This is a genomic window from Acinetobacter sp. NBRC 110496 (genome assembly GCF_000876115.1).
Classification (GTDB): Bacteria; Pseudomonadota; Gammaproteobacteria; order Pseudomonadales; family Moraxellaceae; genus Acinetobacter.
The window spans coordinates 1-18,219 of the sequence record NZ_BBTF01000020.1 but is presented as its reverse complement, the minus strand read 5'-3'; the positions used below and the strand labels follow the sequence as shown (position 1 = coordinate 18,219).

General features: G+C 39.9%; 15 protein-coding genes and 3 pseudogenes. 12 read left to right on the top strand and 6 right to left on the bottom strand.

The features are described 5' to 3' along the window. Positions 1-56 precede the first annotated feature (56 nt). From Aba26S_RS11355 to Aba26S_RS11340, 4 genes and pseudogenes are all read left to right on the top strand, one after another. Positions 57-740, top strand: a complete 684-nt coding sequence (locus Aba26S_RS11355) for a heavy metal response regulator transcription factor (protein ID WP_005243423.1) — start codon at positions 57-59, stop codon at positions 738-740. Beyond that, a pseudogene (locus Aba26S_RS11350) lies at positions 724-2,101 on the top strand (heavy metal sensor histidine kinase). Before Aba26S_RS11355 ends, Aba26S_RS11350 begins: the two are co-directional and overlap by 17 nt. Before the next feature lie 328 nt (positions 2,102-2,429). Beyond that, on the top strand, positions 2,430-4,661 hold the full coding sequence (locus Aba26S_RS11345) for an NADP-dependent isocitrate dehydrogenase (RefSeq protein ID WP_005243418.1): 2,232 nt from the start codon (positions 2,430-2,432) through the stop codon (positions 4,659-4,661). Positions 4,662-4,773: 112 nt separating this feature from the next. Next, complete coding sequence (locus tag Aba26S_RS11340; protein ID WP_005243415.1) at positions 4,774-5,418, top strand: hypothetical protein; 645 nt, start codon at positions 4,774-4,776, stop codon at positions 5,416-5,418. Between the two features lie 62 nt (positions 5,419-5,480). Here Aba26S_RS11340 and Aba26S_RS11335 read toward each other — a convergent pair whose 3' ends face one another. Continuing rightward, the gene (locus Aba26S_RS11335) at positions 5,481-6,299 is read right to left on the bottom strand and encodes an rRNA large subunit pseudouridine synthase E (protein ID WP_005243414.1); all 819 of its coding nucleotides are present in this window, start codon (positions 6,297-6,299) and stop codon (positions 5,481-5,483) included. Between the two features lie 194 nt (positions 6,300-6,493). Between Aba26S_RS11335 and icd the strand changes: the two genes are divergently transcribed. Together icd and Aba26S_RS11325 are read left to right on the top strand one after the other, a co-directional pair. Then, positions 6,494-7,750 (top strand): NADP-dependent isocitrate dehydrogenase, encoded by a 1,257-nt coding sequence (gene icd / locus Aba26S_RS11330; RefSeq protein WP_043972017.1) that lies wholly within the window; start codon positions 6,494-6,496, stop codon positions 7,748-7,750. Positions 7,751-7,932: 182 nt separating this feature from the next. After that, complete coding sequence (locus Aba26S_RS11325) at positions 7,933-9,156, top strand: site-specific integrase (protein WP_043972015.1); 1,224 nt, start codon at positions 7,933-7,935, stop codon at positions 9,154-9,156. Positions 9,157-9,333: 177 nt separating this feature from the next. Here Aba26S_RS11325 and Aba26S_RS11320 read toward each other — a convergent pair whose 3' ends face one another. From Aba26S_RS11320 to Aba26S_RS11310, 3 genes are read right to left on the bottom strand one after another with little or no spacing between them, the layout of a single operon-like run. Beyond that, entirely contained in the window at positions 9,334-9,822 is a 489-nt protein-coding gene (locus Aba26S_RS11320; RefSeq protein WP_043972011.1) for a class I SAM-dependent methyltransferase, read from the bottom strand. After that, entirely contained in the window at positions 9,812-10,258 is a 447-nt protein-coding gene (locus tag Aba26S_RS11315) for a hypothetical protein (RefSeq protein WP_043972009.1), read from the bottom strand. The genes Aba26S_RS11320 and Aba26S_RS11315 overlap by 11 nt, the downstream gene beginning before the upstream one ends. Beyond that, a complete protein-coding gene (locus tag Aba26S_RS11310; protein WP_155522859.1) occupies positions 10,255-10,404 on the bottom strand; it encodes a hypothetical protein in 150 nt (49 codons plus the stop codon). Before Aba26S_RS11310 ends, Aba26S_RS11315 begins: the two co-directional genes overlap by 4 nt. On the opposite strand from Aba26S_RS11310, the pseudogene Aba26S_RS11305 reads away from it, so the two are divergent. From Aba26S_RS11305 to Aba26S_RS11290, 4 genes and pseudogenes are all read left to right on the top strand, one after another. Beyond that, a pseudogene (locus Aba26S_RS11305) lies at positions 10,388-11,110 on the top strand (transcriptional regulator); the annotation flags it as partial. The gene Aba26S_RS11310 and the pseudogene Aba26S_RS11305 sit on opposite strands and share 17 nt — an antisense overlap. Before the next feature lie 9 nt (positions 11,111-11,119). Beyond that, positions 11,120-11,725, top strand: a complete 606-nt coding sequence (locus Aba26S_RS11300; protein ID WP_043972007.1) for a hypothetical protein — start codon at positions 11,120-11,122, stop codon at positions 11,723-11,725. After that, positions 11,707-11,856: pseudogene (locus tag Aba26S_RS11295) on the top strand (phenazine biosynthesis protein PhzF); the annotation flags it as partial. The gene Aba26S_RS11300 and the pseudogene Aba26S_RS11295, both read left to right, overlap by 19 nt. Before the next feature lie 144 nt (positions 11,857-12,000). Continuing rightward, the gene (locus Aba26S_RS11290; protein WP_005243402.1) at positions 12,001-14,769 is read left to right on the top strand and encodes a pitrilysin family protein; all 2,769 of its coding nucleotides are present in this window, start codon (positions 12,001-12,003) and stop codon (positions 14,767-14,769) included. A gap of 51 nt (positions 14,770-14,820) precedes the next feature. Here the strand turns inward: Aba26S_RS11290 and Aba26S_RS11285 are convergent, their stop codons facing one another. Next, positions 14,821-15,204 (bottom strand): DUF3144 domain-containing protein, encoded by a 384-nt coding sequence (locus Aba26S_RS11285; RefSeq protein ID WP_005243400.1) that lies wholly within the window; start codon positions 15,202-15,204, stop codon positions 14,821-14,823. A 105-nt stretch (positions 15,205-15,309) separates the two neighbouring features. Here Aba26S_RS11285 and Aba26S_RS11280 point away from each other — a divergent pair, with 105 nt between their 5' ends. Continuing rightward, a complete protein-coding gene (locus Aba26S_RS11280) occupies positions 15,310-15,942 on the top strand; it encodes a hypothetical protein (RefSeq protein ID WP_005243398.1) in 633 nt (210 codons plus the stop codon). Positions 15,943-16,197: 255 nt separating this feature from the next. On the opposite strand, the gene Aba26S_RS11275 is transcribed toward Aba26S_RS11280, so the two are convergent. After that, a complete protein-coding gene (locus Aba26S_RS11275; RefSeq protein ID WP_005243396.1) occupies positions 16,198-17,652 on the bottom strand; it encodes a CYTH and CHAD domain-containing protein in 1,455 nt (484 codons plus the stop codon). A gap of 176 nt (positions 17,653-17,828) precedes the next feature. On the opposite strand from Aba26S_RS11275, the gene Aba26S_RS11270 reads away from it, so the two are divergent. After that, positions 17,829-18,200 carry a DUF962 domain-containing protein gene (locus tag Aba26S_RS11270; protein ID WP_005243395.1) on the top strand — a complete coding sequence of 124 codons (372 nt, stop codon included), beginning with the start codon at positions 17,829-17,831 and terminating at the stop codon, positions 18,198-18,200. Positions 18,201-18,219 lie beyond the last annotated feature (19 nt).

Below are 18,219 nucleotides of genomic sequence, written 5' to 3'. Positions count from 1 at the left end.
CAATTGGATTACCGATTTGTAATCTTAGCGAGGGATAAACAAGGTTAAGATGTGGAATGCATATTCTAATTGTTGAAGATGAATTCAAAATCGCACAGTTTCTAGCGAAAGGATTACATGAGTCTGGTTATACCTGTGCCGTTGCAGCAGATGGCATAGAAGCATTGTCACGTTTGCAACAAGAAGTATTTGATTTATTGATTTTGGATGTGATGTTGCCACAATTGGACGGCTGGCAAGTTTTGCAAACGTTACGGACTTTTTCGAAAATACCAGTATTAATGCTGACGGCAAAAGATCATGTTCTGGATCGGGTGAAAGGATTAGAGTTTGGCGCAGATGACTATCTGGTTAAACCATTTTCATACGTAGAATTATTGGCACGAATTAAAAGTTTATTACGTCGTGTGCCAAAGGTCGAAAAAGAGGTTTATCAAATTGCTAACCTGAGTTTAAATCGCTTGAGTCGGGAAGTTCATCGAGCCGACACCAAGATTGATTTAACAGCCAAAGAGTTTGTGTTGTTACAACTGTTACTTCAACATCGTGGAGAAGTGTTAACACGAACGCAAATAGCCTCAATGGTTTGGAATATTAATTTTGATACGGATACTAATGTGGTGGACGTTGCAATACGTCGCCTAAGGGCAAAGATTGATGATCATTTTGCGCCCAAGTTGATATATACCGTGCGGGGCATGGGCTATAAGGTCGATTTAAAAGATGGACATAATGGGTAAATTGTCTTTGGCTTCGCGCCTGAGTCTGGCTTTTAGTCTGATTTCTTGTGTGGTTTTTATCAGTATTGGCGGGTTGTCTTACCAAAACTTCAAAGCAATAGTCTATACCCAACAAGATAAAGCCTTAGCTGCGCGAATTAGGCGGATGGACGTCTTTTTGACTGATGCTCATTCAGCCAATATTTTAGTAAAATATCCCAAGCTTTATGAAAATATGGTGGGGCATGAAGACAGTATATTTATCGTCAAAGATGCACAACATGATTTGATAAAGATCAATCCGCTGCAGGTCAGTATTCCAGCATTCAATTATTCAAATCAAATTCAGTATGCGAATAATACAACGGAATATCCAAGTACTCGTTTTGCTTTCCAAACAATTCAATATGGCCGCCAACAACAGTATTATTTAATTGCAGGTCAGCAATGGGCAGCAGTCAATACGATGCTCAAACAATATTTCTGGAAAATTGTATTTTATAGTGGTTTGGGCATTTTATTATCGAGTTTGTTGGGTTTTATGGTAGGACATTATCTGTTCCGTTCGATGCGGCATTTGATCGCTGAGACCAATAATATCAATGTTCAAAAGCTTAATTCACGTATCCATAAAATCAAACAACATTGAGGTTCAGCAACTCAGTCAGGCGATGAATGAAATGCTAGATAAGATTCAGCAGGATTATCAAAAACTATCGCAGTTTTCAGAAGATATTGCACATGAACTCAGAACTCCTCTGAATAATTTAATGGGGCAAACTCAAATCTTATTATCCCAGTCTCGTCCGGTCGAAGAGTTGGAAAATTTATTATATTCACATTTAGAAGAATATGAACGGCTGACCAAGATGATTGAAAGTATGTTGTTCATTGCCCGTTCGGAGCATGCAGAATACGGACTGGAAAAACAGGCGTTAAATGTAAAACAGCTAATCGAGACGATTGCGGATTATTTTGATTGCGTAATTGAAGAACGTCAAATGAGATTGGTGTTTGATCTGCCAGATGATTTGAGTATTGTGGCAAATGCAGCCTTAATGCAGAGAGCGATTGCGAATTTAATCAGTAATGCGGTATTGCATGGTAAAGAACAGGGGACTATTGCATTACAGGCCTATCAATCTGATCAACATGTGGGGATCATTGTGCAGACGGAAGGTGTTTTTATTGAGGAAAAACATTTACCACATCTATTTGACCGATTTTATCAAGTCGATCAGAGTCGGCATCAAAAAGCACGAACGGGAGGGCTAGGTTTAGCTATTGTGAAGTCAATTATGCAACAGCATGACGGTATAGCAGCCGTCGCAAATCACCATAACGGTATCGCATTTAAATTGATCCTACCACTAAAGAATTAACGAATTATTCATCTAAGTCTGTCAGAATAAGCCTGCTTATTTAGTGACTTATGTATTTGTTTGCTAAATGATCAATTCGGTGTGTAGCTTTAAGGCTGGTAGCGGTTTGTATTTGAAAAGACAAAACTTGACCGCATATATACATCGTACAATGCTACTATTATATCATTTTGTAGTATTTTTTATCGAAATGTCGTTATCACAGGATATTGCGTTGACTCGCATGTGATGAACGCTGATACTCTCAAGTTTGTTTCAGCAAATCGGTTCTAGGAACTGGGCCAAAAGCGCAGTTTTCCGTAACTCAATCCAACACAAGGGGCTATATATGGCTGGTGGAAAGTCAAAAATCATTTACACACTGACTGATGAGGCGCCGTTATTAGCGACTTATTCATTGCTACCGATCATTGAGACCTTTACCAAACCTGCTGGCATCGAGATTGTAAAAAGTGATATCTCTGTTGCAGCACGTGTACTCGCAGAATTTTCAGATTACCTTAAAGATGAGCAAAAGGTAAACAATAACCTTGCTGAGTTAGGTCGTCTTACCCAAGATCCAGATACAAACATTATTAAACTTCCAAACATCAGTGCTTCTGTTGCGCAGTTAGTGTCTTGTATCAAAGAGCTCCAGTCGAAGGGCTATGCAATTCCTGATTATCCAGAAAACCCAACAACTGAAGAAGAAAAAGAAATCAAGGCACGCTATGGTAAATGCCTTGGTTCGGCAGTGAATCCGGTATTGCGTGAGGGTAACTCTGATCGCCGTGCGCCAGCTGCTGTGAAAAATTATGCAAAAAAACACCCGCATTCAATGAGCGAGTGGAAACAATGGTCTCAAACTCACGTTTCTCACATGGACGAAGGCGACTTCTACCACGGTGAAAAATCTATGACTTTAGACCGTGCGCGTAATGTGAAAATGGAACTCATCACCAAGTCAGGTGAAACCATTGTGCTTAAGCCTAAAGTTGCGCTTCAAGACGGTGAAATCATTGACTCGATGTTTATGAGCAAAAAAGCCCTATGCGATTTCTACGAGAAAGAACTCGAAGACTGTCGTGAAGCAGGCATCCTGTTCTCATTGCACGTTAAAGCAACCATGATGAAAGTATCACACCCGATCGTTTTCGGTCACTGTGTGAAAATTTACTATAAAGATGCTTTCGAAAAACACGGTAAATTATTCGACGAACTCGGTATTAACGTGAACAACGGTATGGCGGGTCTTTATGAAAAGATCGAAACTTTACCGACTTCACTCCGTGAAGAAATTATCGAAGACTTACATGCTTGCCAAGAACACCGTCCTGCGCTTGCAATGGTTGATTCTGCAAAAGGCATTACCAACTTCCATTCACCAAATGACGTGATTGTCGATGCTTCTATGCCTGCAATGATCCGTGGTGGTGGTAAAATGTGGGGTGCTGACGGCAAACCTTATGATTGTAAAGCGGTCATGCCTGAGTCGACATTCGCACGTATTTACCAAGAAATGATCAATTTCTGTAAGTGGAATGGTAACTTCGACCCACGTACCATGGGTACTGTGCCAAACGTTGGTTTGATGGCGCAAAAAGCTGAAGAATACGGTTCACACGACAAGACTTTCGAAATTTCTGAGGCGGGTATTGCCAACATCACTGATCTAGATACTGGCGAAGTGTTAATGAGTCAGAATGTAGAAGAAGGCGATATCTGGCGTATGTGTCAGGTGAAAGATGCACCGATCCGTGACTGGGTGAAACTTGCAGTTACACGTGCACGTAACTCTGGCATGCCTGCAATCTTCTGGTTAGACCCGTACCGTCCACATGAAAATGAATTGATCAAGAAAGTTGAAAAATACTTGAAAGATCATGACACCGCAGGTCTTGATATCCAAATCATGTCACAAGTACGTGCAATGCGTTATACGCTTGAACGTGTTGCGCGTGGTTTAGATACCATTTCAGTAACGGGTAATATCTTACGGGATTACTTAACTGACTTGTTCCCGATCATGGAATTGGGTACTTCAGCAAAAATGTTGTCAATCGTGCCGTTAATGGCCGGTGGTGGCATGTACGAAACAGGTGCGGGTGGTTCAGCGCCGAAGCATGTTCAGCAGTTGGTTGAAGAAAACCACTTACGTTGGGATTCTCTCGGTGAGTTCCTTGCATTGGCAGTGTCTTTAGAAGAGCTTGGTATCAAAGAAGACAATAACCGTGCGAAATTGCTTGCCAAGACACTTGATCAAGCAACAGGCAAACTTCTTGATAACGACAAGTCTCCATCACGTCGTACAGGTGAATTAGATAACCGTGGCAGCCACTTCTACTTAGCATTGTACTGGGCTGAAGCATTAGCAGCTCAAGACGAAGATGCTGAGTTAAAAGCGAAATTTACGCCACTTGCAAAAGCATTGGCTGAAAATGAGCAGAAGATTGTGGCTGAGCTTGCGCAAGTACAAGGTCAAGCTGCTGATATCGGTGGTTACTACGCCATTGACCCTGCGAAAGTCAGTGCTGTAATGCGTCCAAGTTCTACATTGAATGCAGCACTTGAAACAGCTTAAGTTTTAAAATATTACTGACATTTTGTTGGTCGTGAAAAAAGCCGATGCGAAAGCATCGGCTTTTTATTAATATGAGTCGGATTTTTCGATTTTTGGGGTTTTAAAGTAAAAGATGGAACAAACTCGGGCTGATACGCATTCCTCTGTTTTTATGGCAGCTTTTTTATTGTTACATCTAGCTTATTATATCGTTTCGGAATCCACTTACAGTTTTATTGAAAATCATATTTATCAAAAGAAACAAGAATATGTTGAAGCAGATGAGAAAATAAGAGTTTATGTAGAAAAATATCAGGCTAAAAAAACGACATACTATTTTGAGCTTTACAATGATGGTTCTTATCTCGGAGATATTTTCTGTGGTGCTACTATGATTCATTTATGTCGGGAGTGGAGTGATTATCAGTATGGCTTTAAAGTCGAAAATTTAGCCTACGAAGCCCGAGTGAATGATTTAGGTGAGGTGAAGTCGGTTAGAGTTAAATATTTTGACTTAATTAATAATGATAAATATAAAATTATAAATAATAGGGAGTTTTTTTCTCCATCATTATCAACACTTGTTGGTAAATTAATGATCAGTCTTATTTTTGCTCTCTGCGTAAATCTTTCGATCTTGATTTATTGGTGTAAAATTCTTCGTGAAAGACAGTTAAATAAATATAAATATGATTACTTTATAATTTATGGTTGTCCCTTACTTATGTTGGGTTATTTCATAAAATGTATTTTTGATATTTATTCTTTTGTATTCTGAATCATCTGTTGTTTAGCGCATGTTTTAAAGCCCACGAAAGTGGGCTTTAAAACATCTAAATTCTAACGGCCATTACGGTTACGACCGCGCGGTGCTTTGGTGTTTGGACGGGTTGTGCCATTGGTCTTACGACGTGGTTTATCTGCTTCGTCAGTTTGCCAGATACGGGTTGTACCACCACCTGCTTTTTTCTTGCCTTTAAATGGTTTTTCACCTTTTTCTTCACGTGCTTTATCTTTGGCGCGAGAGAAATGCGGTTTATTATTCGATTTTTTCGCGAAAGAACGACCTTCATAAGGCTTATCGGCTGGAACATCTTTAAAATCTGGATAAAGCAAAGGTTCGATTTCCAGTTGTTCACCAGGCTGTAAACCTAGTTTAACCAGATCAATTGTACCAATTTGAGTACGAATCAGACGTAAAGTTGGGAAACCCACAGCAGCGGTCATACGACGCACTTGACGGTTACGGCCTTCACAGATTTGTAATTCGATCCAAGTCGTTGGAATATTGGCACGGTAACGCACAGGTGGATTACGTTCCCATAGCCATTCAGGTTGATCGACTTTACGGGCTTTGGCAGGTAAGGTCATCCCATCTGCAAGTTCAACACCCTTTTGCAGTTTTTCAATGGCTTCTTCTGTGACATCACCATCAACTTGAGCCAGATAAGTTTTATATTTCTTATTGTCTGGATGGGTGATGAATTGATTTAAACCACCATGATCCGTAAGAAACATTAAACCTTCAGAGTCTAAATCTAAACGTCCTGCAATACGAAGTTCAGGATCTTTGATAAAACTTGAAACTGTTAGATGTTTTTCATCTTCGCGAAACTGTGACAAAACGTCAAAAGGTTTGTTAAATACGACTACTTTCATATGAATATACTACTTTGGTTATGGGCGGCATCATAACAATAACGGTTTCTATTTAATGGGAAAATGTTGTTATTTCCCGTATAAATCTCAAAAAAACCAGTTTTGAACTAAACTGTTTCATGCAATAAAAAACGAAAGTATGCCAGAGAAGGCATAGACATAATCGCTAAAATACATGAGGGAGAACCTACAAAATGGGTTATCAGAAGATCGTGGTTCCTACGGATGGAGACAAAATCACAGTAAATGCAGATCTGTCACTAAATGTTCCAAATCGTCCGATCATTCCTTTTATTGAAGGTGATGGTATTGGTGTGGATATTACACCAGCAATGAAAGCAGTAGTAGATGCCGCTGTGCTAAAAGCTTACGGTGGCAAACGTTCTATCGAATGGATGGAAGTCTACTGCGGTGAGAAAGCAGACAAAATTTACGGCAACTATATGCCAGAAGAAACTTTTGATGCTTTACGCGAGTTTATTATATCAATAAAAGGGCCATTAACCACACCTGTTGGTGGTGGGATTCGTTCTTTAAATGTGGCATTACGCCAAGAACTTGATTTATATGTCTGTGTGCGGCCTGTTCGTTGGTTTAAAGGAGTACCTTCACCCGTGAAGCATCCTGAACTGACCGATATGGTGATCTTCCGTGAAAATTCGGAAGATATCTATGCTGGGATTGAATGGCCAGCAGATTCTCCCGAAGCGAAAAAAGTAATTAAATTTCTGCAAGAAGAAATGGGCGTCACCAAAATCCGTTTTCCTAAAGATTGTGGTATCGGGATTAAACCAGTGTCTAAAGAGGGGTCTCAGCGCCTAGTGCGTAAAGCGATTCAGTTTGCAATTGATAATGACAAGCCTTCGGTGACCTTGGTGCATAAAGGCAACATTATGAAATACACCGAAGGTGCATTTAAAGAATGGGGGTATGAACTGGCTATAGAACGTTTTGGTGGTCAGTTACTGGATGGTGGCCCGTGGGTAAAAATTAAAAATCCCAAAAATGGTAAAGACATCATTATTAAAGATGTCATTGCTGATGCGTTCTTGCAGCAAATTTTAATGCGCCCTGCAGACTACTCGGTGATTGCGACCCTGAACTTAAACGGGGACTATATTTCTGATGCACTGGCGGCAGAAGTGGGTGGAATTGGAATCGCACCGGGTGCCAATATTGGCGGCGCGATTGCCATGTATGAAGCCACTCATGGCACAGCACCCAAGTATGCGGGACAAGATAAAGTCAATCCGGGTTCGATTATCTTGTCTGCTGAAATGATGCTGCGTGACATGGGCTGGACGGAAGCAGCAGACTTCATCATTACTGGTATTTCTGGAGCGATTTCAGCCAAGACAGTGACCTATGATTTTGAGCGTCTCATGTCAAATGCAACTTTGTTGCGGTGTTCGCAATTTGCTCAAGCCATTATTGAATCAATGGATGACTAAAGAAAAGTCATCATGAGCAAAGGGCAGTCAAGTACTGCTCTTTTTTATTGATGTCACAAGGCATTTAAGTACAATAGTAGAGACAAGTTAAGTCAACCAATTATCAAGCTAAGCCACTATCAATATGTACAATCCTGTGTACATATTTGTGCCTTATTCTCAATTATTCGGATTATGTACACATGCCAATTACTGAAACATGGCTCAAAGCGAACCATAACAAACCCAGAGAAAAAGTCGAAGAAAAGACAGATAGGGATTCACGGAGTGCCAGAGTATCAGCAAAGGGAAGAATTACATTTCAGGTTAGATACAGATTTGACGGAAAGGCGGCTAGAATCGATTTAGGGACGTATCCATTAATTACACTTAAAGAGGCTAGGGAGAAGTCATTAGAGGTAAGATCGCAGATTGAGAGGGGTGTGGACCCGCGTATTGAGCGCAAATTAGAGCTAATCAGTTTTAATGAGTCTAATACTACTTTTAAAAATGTATTTGATGAGTGGCATGAAAAATATCTTTTTAAGAATAAGAAAAGTGCAAGTGAAATTTATAGAACATTTGAGATACATGTATTCAATAACTTTGGCTCACTCCCAGCGAACAGGATCACTGTCAGAAATTGGTTAAATTTTCTTGAGCCATTGGCAGAAGTAAAACCATCTATTGCAGAGCGAATACTTTCAAACTCTAAACAGATGTATAACTGGGCTATAAAACGTGAGATTTTTACTACAAACCCATTATTAAATATTGATGCTAAAGAGGATTTGAATATTGAGTATGTACCTAAAGACAGAGCGCTTTTAGATGAAGAAATTGCATCCGTATGGAAGGGGTTAATGCGGAGCCGAATGTATATCCGCAATCGAATTTTTGTGCAGCTTTGTTTGATTTATGGTTGTCGTTCTGGTGAGCTTCGTATAGCTGAAAAATCACACTTAGATCGTGATCAAATGATTTGGATTATCCCACCAGAGAATCACAAAAATGGGGTAAAAACAAAGAAGCCTTTAATCAGGCCACTAATACCAGAAACCCTTCAATTATTTGATATAGCAGCCACACTAAACGACTCAAATTATTTTTTTGTCACTAGTCAAAATAAAACCCAGCCGGTTAGCAGAGGGGCTTTACTTAGCTTGCCTTATGATTTGACAGAATACTTGTATAGAGAAGAAAAAGTATCATTAGATCACTGGTCGCTGCATGATTTACGTAGAACCTTTAGAACAAATATGTCGACCATCACAGAGCCCCACATAGCAGAAATCATGCTTGGCCACGTTCTGCCGAAGATTTGGAGAACATACGACAAGCATGATTATCTTGAAGAACAACGGGAGGCTTTAACAAAGTGGGTGGAAAGGCTACGGCAAATTGTTATGCCGTACCCTCTGTTGTAGATTGCGATTCTTCCCATTTTACTAGGTCTGTAATCTTCCATAGATTTGGACCTCCTTTATAGCTCATAAAAGGGGCGGGAAAATTTCGGGTTTCCTGCCATCGGCACAGGGTTCGGCCGCTTATGTTGCCATAGCGTTTACGTACATCAATAGTTCTTAAAAATGCTTCTGACATCTTCACTCCTCCGTATCCGCTTTTTCTTTTTTCATAAACCCAATCCAATGTGTATTTGCTCTCTTTCCACTTGGATGCCCAAACCATGGCTTTTGATCAGTTAGGGCTAGAATTTCACTTACTTTGATTTGTGTTTCATTCCATTTGAAAATTAACATTCCGTTAGGTTTGAGCACTCGGAAGCACTCAGAAAAACCTTTGGCCAAATCTTCTTTCCAACTTTGGCCAAGCTTCCCATATTTGAGTGCGAGCCAACTTTGATCCCCTGCATGTATTAAGTGAGGTGGGTCAAACACCACAGCATGGAAAGACTCATCATCAAAGGGCATGTCTCTAAAATCCATTTCAATATCTGGACTAATTTCAAGAGAACGCCCATCACACAAAATATGTGACTCTTTTCGAATATCTCCAAAAGTCACACCCGGATTGCTTCTATCAAAGTGAAACATTCTTGAACCGCAACATGGGTCTAAAACTTTAGTATTCATTTCCGCCCCTTGCTGCTTCTACCATTGCTTTTTCTAAAAGAGGTTTGTGCTCAAATAATTCTTTAAACCCATCGTTTGAAACATAAGCAGCATTAATATCTTCATTCATCCACTTCATCGCGACCCGTAATGACTCAACTGGCACCACCACGCAGCCTTCAAGCAATTTCCTTGAGTGGTTGATAGCTTTCTTCCACATTGCCCAGCCAGTATTTACACGATGAAAAGCGTCATCTGCATCACGATCAAAGGCTGAATCATCATAATCCTCAGAATGAAATGAACTTTCTCCATTTTTTAAAACATAATTACCTTGATCCATGTCGAACTTTAAAAAATCAAAGTGATTAGGAAGCCAATAATGTTGTTCAAATGCTGGCAATTGTTCTTTCCAAAACGCTTGTTTATCTGCCAGTGTTGGTTTTTCAATATTCATGCTGCCACCTTCGCTTTAATTCGCTCTTGATATAGTTTTGAGTAGTACTCTTGAGCGTGCGGAATCTTGTCTTTGATCTTCTGGATAACCGATTCGTCACGCTCGATGACCACAGTCGTTTTGCGCTCTCGAATAGATCCAGACAAGATGGTTGTCTACGATGTAGAACCTATTTTAAGACGTGCTAATGGGCACCACATTATGATGCTTGGTGATAGGCAGATTGTAGGAATGACCTGTCGATCAGATCCAAGTTCCGGTAAAACAAAATCTGATACTTCAGCAGTTGAATTAGTTCTGCATGATGACATTGGCAATAAGTACTGGCATCGATCTATTGAATTAACTGGACCAGTAGTTGAAACCGATGATGATGGGAATATCAATGGCGGGCAAGTTTGGCAGTTAGTTGACCTTATAGAAAAATATAATGTGCCACGCGTAACAATTGAAACTAATGGTATTGGGAATTTCTTTCCTGCATCTCTAAAAGGTGCACTAAAGAAACGTCATATTCGATGTGGCATTAGTGAGCAACATTCTTCACAATCTAAAAACAAGCGCATTTTAGAGGGCCTAGAAGGGCCTTTAATTTCTGGAATGCTATGGGTGCATACATCAGTGGTTGATACAAATGAGGGTGAAAATACATCTAAACAATTTAAGCAAATGCGAATGTTTAACCCTGAAATCACAGATCAGGAAGATGACCATTTAGATGCATTGGCAGGAGCGATCACTGATCAGCCTGAACGAGTAGGTAAAATACACAGCAAAGAAGAATACAAAGAATCGCCTAATTGGAGGACAAACGGTGGTGTGCATGAAGCCACTTTGGACTTTGAATATTAGGGTGGATATATGGCAGTACCTGAACAGATTCCGTATAAAGAATATACAGCTAATGGGGTTACTACGGTATTTCCATTGACATTTGAATGTGATGATCAAGATCACCTGATTGTAAAGATAGATGAAATCGAACCAAATGTCGGGGATTGGTCATTATTTGATGGGGACATTGTCTTCCGTATTGCCCCCAAAAATGGGACAGTAATATCTGTTCAGCGCAATACACCACTGGAACGTAGTGTTGACTATCAGCTTTATAACAATTCATTTCACCCAAAACCTGTAAACAAAGACTTTGACCGGATTTGGTGGAAGCTTCAAGAATTAGTTTTTCAAATTGCTTTATTGTGGTCAACTTTTAACAGCAAAATAGCTGCTCTTTGGATTGCTTTAAATAAAGAAATAAATAACCGTATCCAAGGTGATCTCGATATTCGAGCGTGGGTTCAGGTTCTTTTAAATAATATTGCAAGTGATGGAATTCTAAATACACTTGCAGTAACAACAGTGGATTCAGTAGCTGATTTGCGGAACTTGGTGAAATGGAATGGACGCACGGTTTATGTAAAAGGCTACTATGCCCCGACAAACCTTGGATTTGGGCCGATAAATTAAACAAGAAACAATTGGTGGCTTTTCAAGCTTCTGCACGTGGCGGGATTCTGGACTGTGTGATTGAATCTGAACAGCGTATTGAAATTTCAGGTTATGCAAAATTATATATGCAAGCTGAATTGCTAATCTGATTTTTAGCTTAAATTGTGCAAAAACAAAGATAAAAGCTGTTTAAATAAACAGCTTTTTTCAAAACATAACTATTAAAAATGCGAATCGTTCTCTACTATAGCTTGACGTTTTTATTTAAATCACCAAAATTACTTGGATAAATTATGTTAATGCGGTTTAAGCAGCTTACTCTCTCTCTTTGTTTGATCGGGTTGAGTGCGACGTCTTGGTCTCAGACAGTACTCGTAAAAAGTGAAAAAAATATCGAAGAATATAAATTAGATAATGGTTTTCGTGTAATTCTTGCGCCAAATGATAAAGAAAACAAAGTCTATGTAAATACGGTTTATTTTACGGGTTCACTGAATGACCCGAAGGGTAAAGGCGGTCTGGCACATCTATTGGAACATCTGGCTTTTAAAGGCACGCAGAATGTGAAAGGCGATGAGTTCCAGCGTCGCCTGGATCAATTTACCCTGATGACCAATGCCAGCACCGATTACTACTCGACTAAATATTTAAATATTGTTCGTCCTGAAAAGAATGCATTGAATGAAATTCTGTACCTCGAATCTGAGCGTATGGACAAATTGGTACTGCAAGAAAAATTTGTGCCTTCTGAAATTGAGATCGTCAAACGTGAACGTGAAATCCGTATGGATCAACCTTTTGCGGTATTGATGGATCAAATGTGGAAAGCCGCTTATGGCAACCAATATTTGGGTCGTTTGCCGATTGGTGATCTACCCGAGTTAAAGTCCATTCAGCTGAATGAATTGAATCAGTTTTATAAAACTTGGTATGCGCCGAATAATGCGGTGATGGTGATTTCAGGTAAATTTGATAAGACCGAAGTCTTAAATAAAGTTGACCAATATTTTAGTCCAATACCAGCACGTGCTGTGCCTGCCCAGGTACAAGTGCCTGTTCTGGATTCAAGCAAAATTGAACAGCGCCAATTTACCGTGCAAAAGGGCAGTGATTTAGCCAAATTCCACATCTATATGAATGGTAAAAATACCAAGCTGCAGCCTGCGTTAGCATTGGCACCGGCACTCTATACCATGCAACCTAGTGGTATCCTGTATAAAAGTATGGTGGAGACGGGGATTAGTACTGCAGTGCAGTCAACCACATGGTTAGATCAAGATTTTAATTTGGTGTTTATGGGCGCAATTTATGCACCGAATCATGATGCCAAAAAAGTTAATGACGCGCTCACGGCGGGTGTAGAAAATAGCCATGAATTTAGTGAGGCCGAGTTACAACGGATTAAAAATATCACACAAAATGATGCGGATACCATTATGAATGATGCGGTGGCATTAGGCTCACGTCTGAGTGATTATGCCGTTTCATCTCATGGTCAGTGGGATCAGTACTTTAAAGATTTACAATCAGTTAAAGATTTAAAATTAAAAGATGCCAATCAAAGTTTAAAAGAGTTTTTAGTGTCATCACATCGTATTTCAGGTGATATTTTACCAACACCTGAAGATCAGAAGAAGGCGATGACGTTAAAAGCCGATAATCAGCCAAAAACGCTAGATCAAAGTGCAGAAAAACCTGAACCATTAAAGGATGTCAGTGTTTATCAGCAGGAAGTCAGCCAGTTTATGACGCAGTCTGCTCAACAATTGCAAAAGAATGAGCAGAAAATTCAGCGTGGCGAGTTAAAGAATGGTATTCGCTACGCGCTATTCCCAACGCCTACACGTGATGATAAAACCTATGCCACCATTAGTTTAGATTTTGGTGATGAAAAAACATTATTTGGCAAAGGTGTGACCTTAGATTTAACCAGTTATTTGATGTTACGTGGATCTGAAAAGCATACTTTGCAAGAAATTACGGATAAAGCCATTGCTGCAAGTGGTGGGGCATCGGTCAGTTCGAATGGCAATGGTTTTACCATTGTGATTCAGGCGAAGAAAGACAAGTTTGAAGATTTCTTCAACTTTATTGTGGATGTGGTTAAACAACCAAAATTCTCGCAAACTGAGTTTGATTTGGCAAAAAATCAGAGCTTATCGGTACTGGATCGTCCATATACAGAACCTGCGGTTGTGTCATCGATGACTTTATCTAAAATTCTGGAAATCTATAAACCAGGAGATATCCGTTATCACTTTGAACCAGAACTTGCGAAAAAGCAGATCAGTGAAGTCACTCAGCCACAAATTAAACAGTTCTATGAGCAATTCTTTGTGACGGATCATGCCCAAATCGCTGTGACAGGTGATTTTGATGCTAAGAAAATGCAGAAGACCTTACAAAAGGCCTTTGGTTCTTGGAAAGCAAAGCAGCCGTTCACGAAAGTGACAGGTCAATATACGGTGTATAAAGCGCAGAAAGTACATGCTTTATCGGAACAGCGTGAATTTGGTAGTTATCAAAGTGTACTGGCGTTGCCTGTTGGTTCATACCATAAAGATGCACCAGCTTTGATTATCCTGAGTCATATCTTGGGGAACTCGCAACTCTCATCGCGTTTGGCACAAGAGTTACGTGAGAAGAACGCCTTGGTATATGGCTTTGGTAGTGGCCTAGATCTTGATCCAGATATTGATGATGGTACGTTGAGTATCACTGCAAATTATACTTCTGGTCGTTCTGAGCAAGTTTCGCAATCGGTACATAAGGTATTGAATGAGTTACTGAGCAAAGGCGTGACTGAGCAGGAAGTGGAAGCAGCCAAAGCCGATATCATGAAAAAACGGGTGACCGCTTTAGAGGACGAGCGCAATATTCATGGCATGCTCACGGGGCAGTTAGAGCGTAACAAGACTTTGTTGGATCGTGCTGAGCGAGATCAAGAACTTGCGAAACTGAGCAAAGAAGATGTCAATGCGGTAATCAAGAAATACATCAAACTTGATCAGTTTGTCGAAGTCATGGCTGACCAATACGGGCAAGCACAAGATCTGAAATAAATCATAAAAATAAAGCCACCAAATCGGTGGCTTTATTTTTAGCAGAAATGTTTAATGATCATGTTTATGCGCATGAAAATCTTCATTCTTACGGAAGCGTAAGTAGTTTTCAAACTGTTCACAGTATTCGTCAAAGTTGTCTTCCAGCATCATTTGGAATTGTTGCAGTAGATAAGACATTACTTGCTCTTTGGCATCACGCATTTCTTCGCCGTCTTTAAAGTTATTGGCTGCAACCCAGGTATTAAAACGGGCAGTGGCGAATAACATGGCTGCACTGACTTGACCACGTAATTCTTCTGGTTTAGCTTGCTGACCTTTGGGTGGTCGGCAGAAATCATTGGCAAGCTTAATGAACTCATCTGCACGCTCAAAAAAGACTGCATTTAAAGCTTCTTCTTCCGTCACATCAGTGGCGTTAATTTTTTGAGACATGGTTTTTCCCAGCGACAAGTTAAGACACATTATTATAGACAAAGCCTTGTCGAAACTAAACCTTTGCCTTAACCTAAAATAGCCTAAGCAATTAGAATAACCACTATGCAAGATGCAATCGCGATTCAAAGCTTAAAAACGGATATTGCTTTATTACGCCAGCATATTTATCCACCCCAATATTTAGAGCATGTCGAAGGCTTGCCGATTTATTATGGGCTGAAAGAGGATGTAGATGAGTATTATCGGCAGTGGCAACCGCTGATTGAAAGAGCACAACAGTTATGTCAGCCTTTTATGGAAGACGAAATTGTGGATGCGATTCACTTACCCAGTCACTTAAATCTGCCGCTTTTTTTCTTTCAGGTGGATCGGATTCGGATCAATAAAACCCGTGCCAAAGAGTCTAAAACTTTTCGCGGTGTGGCGGCTTTGTTAGAAAAATGTGGCCAGTTTGAGACCGATCAGATTTTTGCGATGCAGGAATGGTTGGGCAGTGACGATACTGCGGCCTTAGTTGCACATCGTGAATTTATTGATTTACGTACCTATGTATTTCAGCATGGGCAAAGTGACTATACCCGTACTCGGTTTTATATGAATGGCGTGATTTTAAGTGTAGAGCCGCATTTTAAATTGGTGGATGCACGGGACAAGCCACGTAAGCAGCGTAATGATAGTTATAGTGATCCGATTGCTGATAATGGTACGTGGAAGATTTTTGGGAAATATCGGTAAATGATTTAAGCTTAATATGGAGATATTATCTGCCTGCTAAAGAACTAATTTTCATTTTCCGTTAAGGTGAGTAAGACCTCAAAAATTATGAATAACCGAATACCTTTTGTATAGGTGGTGCCTTACTTTTGACTGGGCAAAAGTAACAAAACCCCTCTGTTAAGCTGATGGCACATCCTTGATGCCACAGCTTAACGGCGGCATCCATGCCGCCAGCACGATAACAGAGTGAGGTGATTTTCCCTTGTGCAGCAATCAATCCTCATCCCAAAAAATATCTTTAGCAGATAAACCCTGTAGCTTTTTATTCGCTTTCTTGGCCACATGTGGTTGTTGTGCCTTGACCCAACCTAAAGCAAATAAAAATTGTGGATGCTTCACAGCCTGTTGTTCAAAGATCTGTTCGGCGACAAAGAGATCATTATAAAAACCTAAATACTCCTGAATCGGCTGCAACTTATTTAAGAATTGTTGAACTTGTTTTTCAGGATAAATCCCTGCAATAAAGTCGATGCAATAACGCAATTGTTTAACGCGTTTACGGGTACGGTGTTGTTGCTCGACTTCTAGCTTCGAAAATTGAGAGGTATCTTTAAGAATTTTTTGATACAACTTGGTTAAGCTTTTAGCTGCTTGTTTAGACAGTTTAGATTTAGACTCATGCTCACTATAGGTGAAGCTGAGTAATGCTAAAAATAGCTGTGTGGTTTTAGTGTGGCTTAATAATTGAAAAACACCACTGTCAACATTTTCAGGGAATGGGAAGTCAAAATCACAGACTTTTTTTACTAAAGGAATAACAGAATCTTGAATCGCATCATTATCGCGTGATTGACCTAATGCTCTAAAAATATCAGCCAATTGGCTTTCCCAACTAGGATCAATTTGCGCAGACCAGTTCGAAAAATGTTTTAAAGCAGAACGTAAACGACGTAAACCAACACGAGCTTGGTGAATATGATCTGCTTCGGCTACACCATCGGCAATTGCGGCTGCATTAGGTAAGATATGATTAAGCGTATTTTCGATAATCAGTTTGATTGCTTGTTCAGCACTGACATTTTTCTGTAGGCTGAGTGATTTCGCTTTGCTGGCAGGGGATACCGTTTTGCCCATAGCCAATAAATTGCCACGTTCAGCTTTACTGCGCACATCGAGCCAGAGTTGATATTTATCTACCCAGGTTTTAGCAAAATCAATCAGAGACTGTGCTGAGCCTTGTTTTAATTCAAATTCAACTTCGCAGATTTTAGCTTGATTAGTTGGAGTTCGGATTTCGCCATCATCCAAGCAGACTTCAATTTGAGTCCCTTCAAACTCGAACACATGAAATGTACGCTGTACGTCAGTTTGAAATTGCAACTGTAGTTCAGCAGGTTCTTCACCTAACACATCGCGAAGTACGTTTTGGACCGTTTGATTATGTTGATATAAAGATAAATCCAGTTCAGGTTCTTCTGTACATTTGCCTAAATAAATATCTTCTTCGATGCGTTGTAAATGGTTTTTACTGGCAGCTTTAAAGGTTTGCACCCAATGTTCACCTTCCTGACGCAAACGAATAGCCACATAATTTTTTGCCAGTAAACGGTCAGCAGTGTCATAGTATTTGGCTTGTAGCTGAATTTTTTGTGCTTTTTGTTTGCTTAAAAGCTGCAACACACTTTTTTTCTTAGATTCAGGGAGTTGAAATTTTAGCTCTATTTCCATGATGTTATGACTCCTGACCACCGAGAATGATAAATATAAAAATAGTATAACTTGTTGATCTCAAAAATCATTGTAAAGTTGTTTTAAGCAGGGAAAGGATGGCACGCAATGACTTTATTTTGTACAGAAAATGCATTAACGTGTGGAGAGTCTTGCACGATTAGGATGATCTTAAAATGAATGCACCAGCGAATATTACCCAGCCAGTGGAATTTTCATTACCCATTAAAAACTATGACGAATTTTATCATTTTTATTTAACCGAACACCGCAATATCGCCAGTCGCCGTTTACATGCAGCAGGCAGTTCGATTGGTTTATATTTCTTTAGTCAAGCCATCCGTAAACGTCAGGCAAAATATGCGGTATATGGTTTAGTATCAGGCTATGCCTGTGCTTGGGTTGGGCACTTCTTCTTTGAACATAATAAGCCTGCCAGCTTTAAACAACCGCTGTATAGCTTTATTTCGGATTGGCGCATGTTGTCTGATGTTGCACGTGGTCGTTTAAGTCTGATTGATCGTAAGTTTGATAAAATTGAGTCGTAAATCAACGTATATTTAAAAA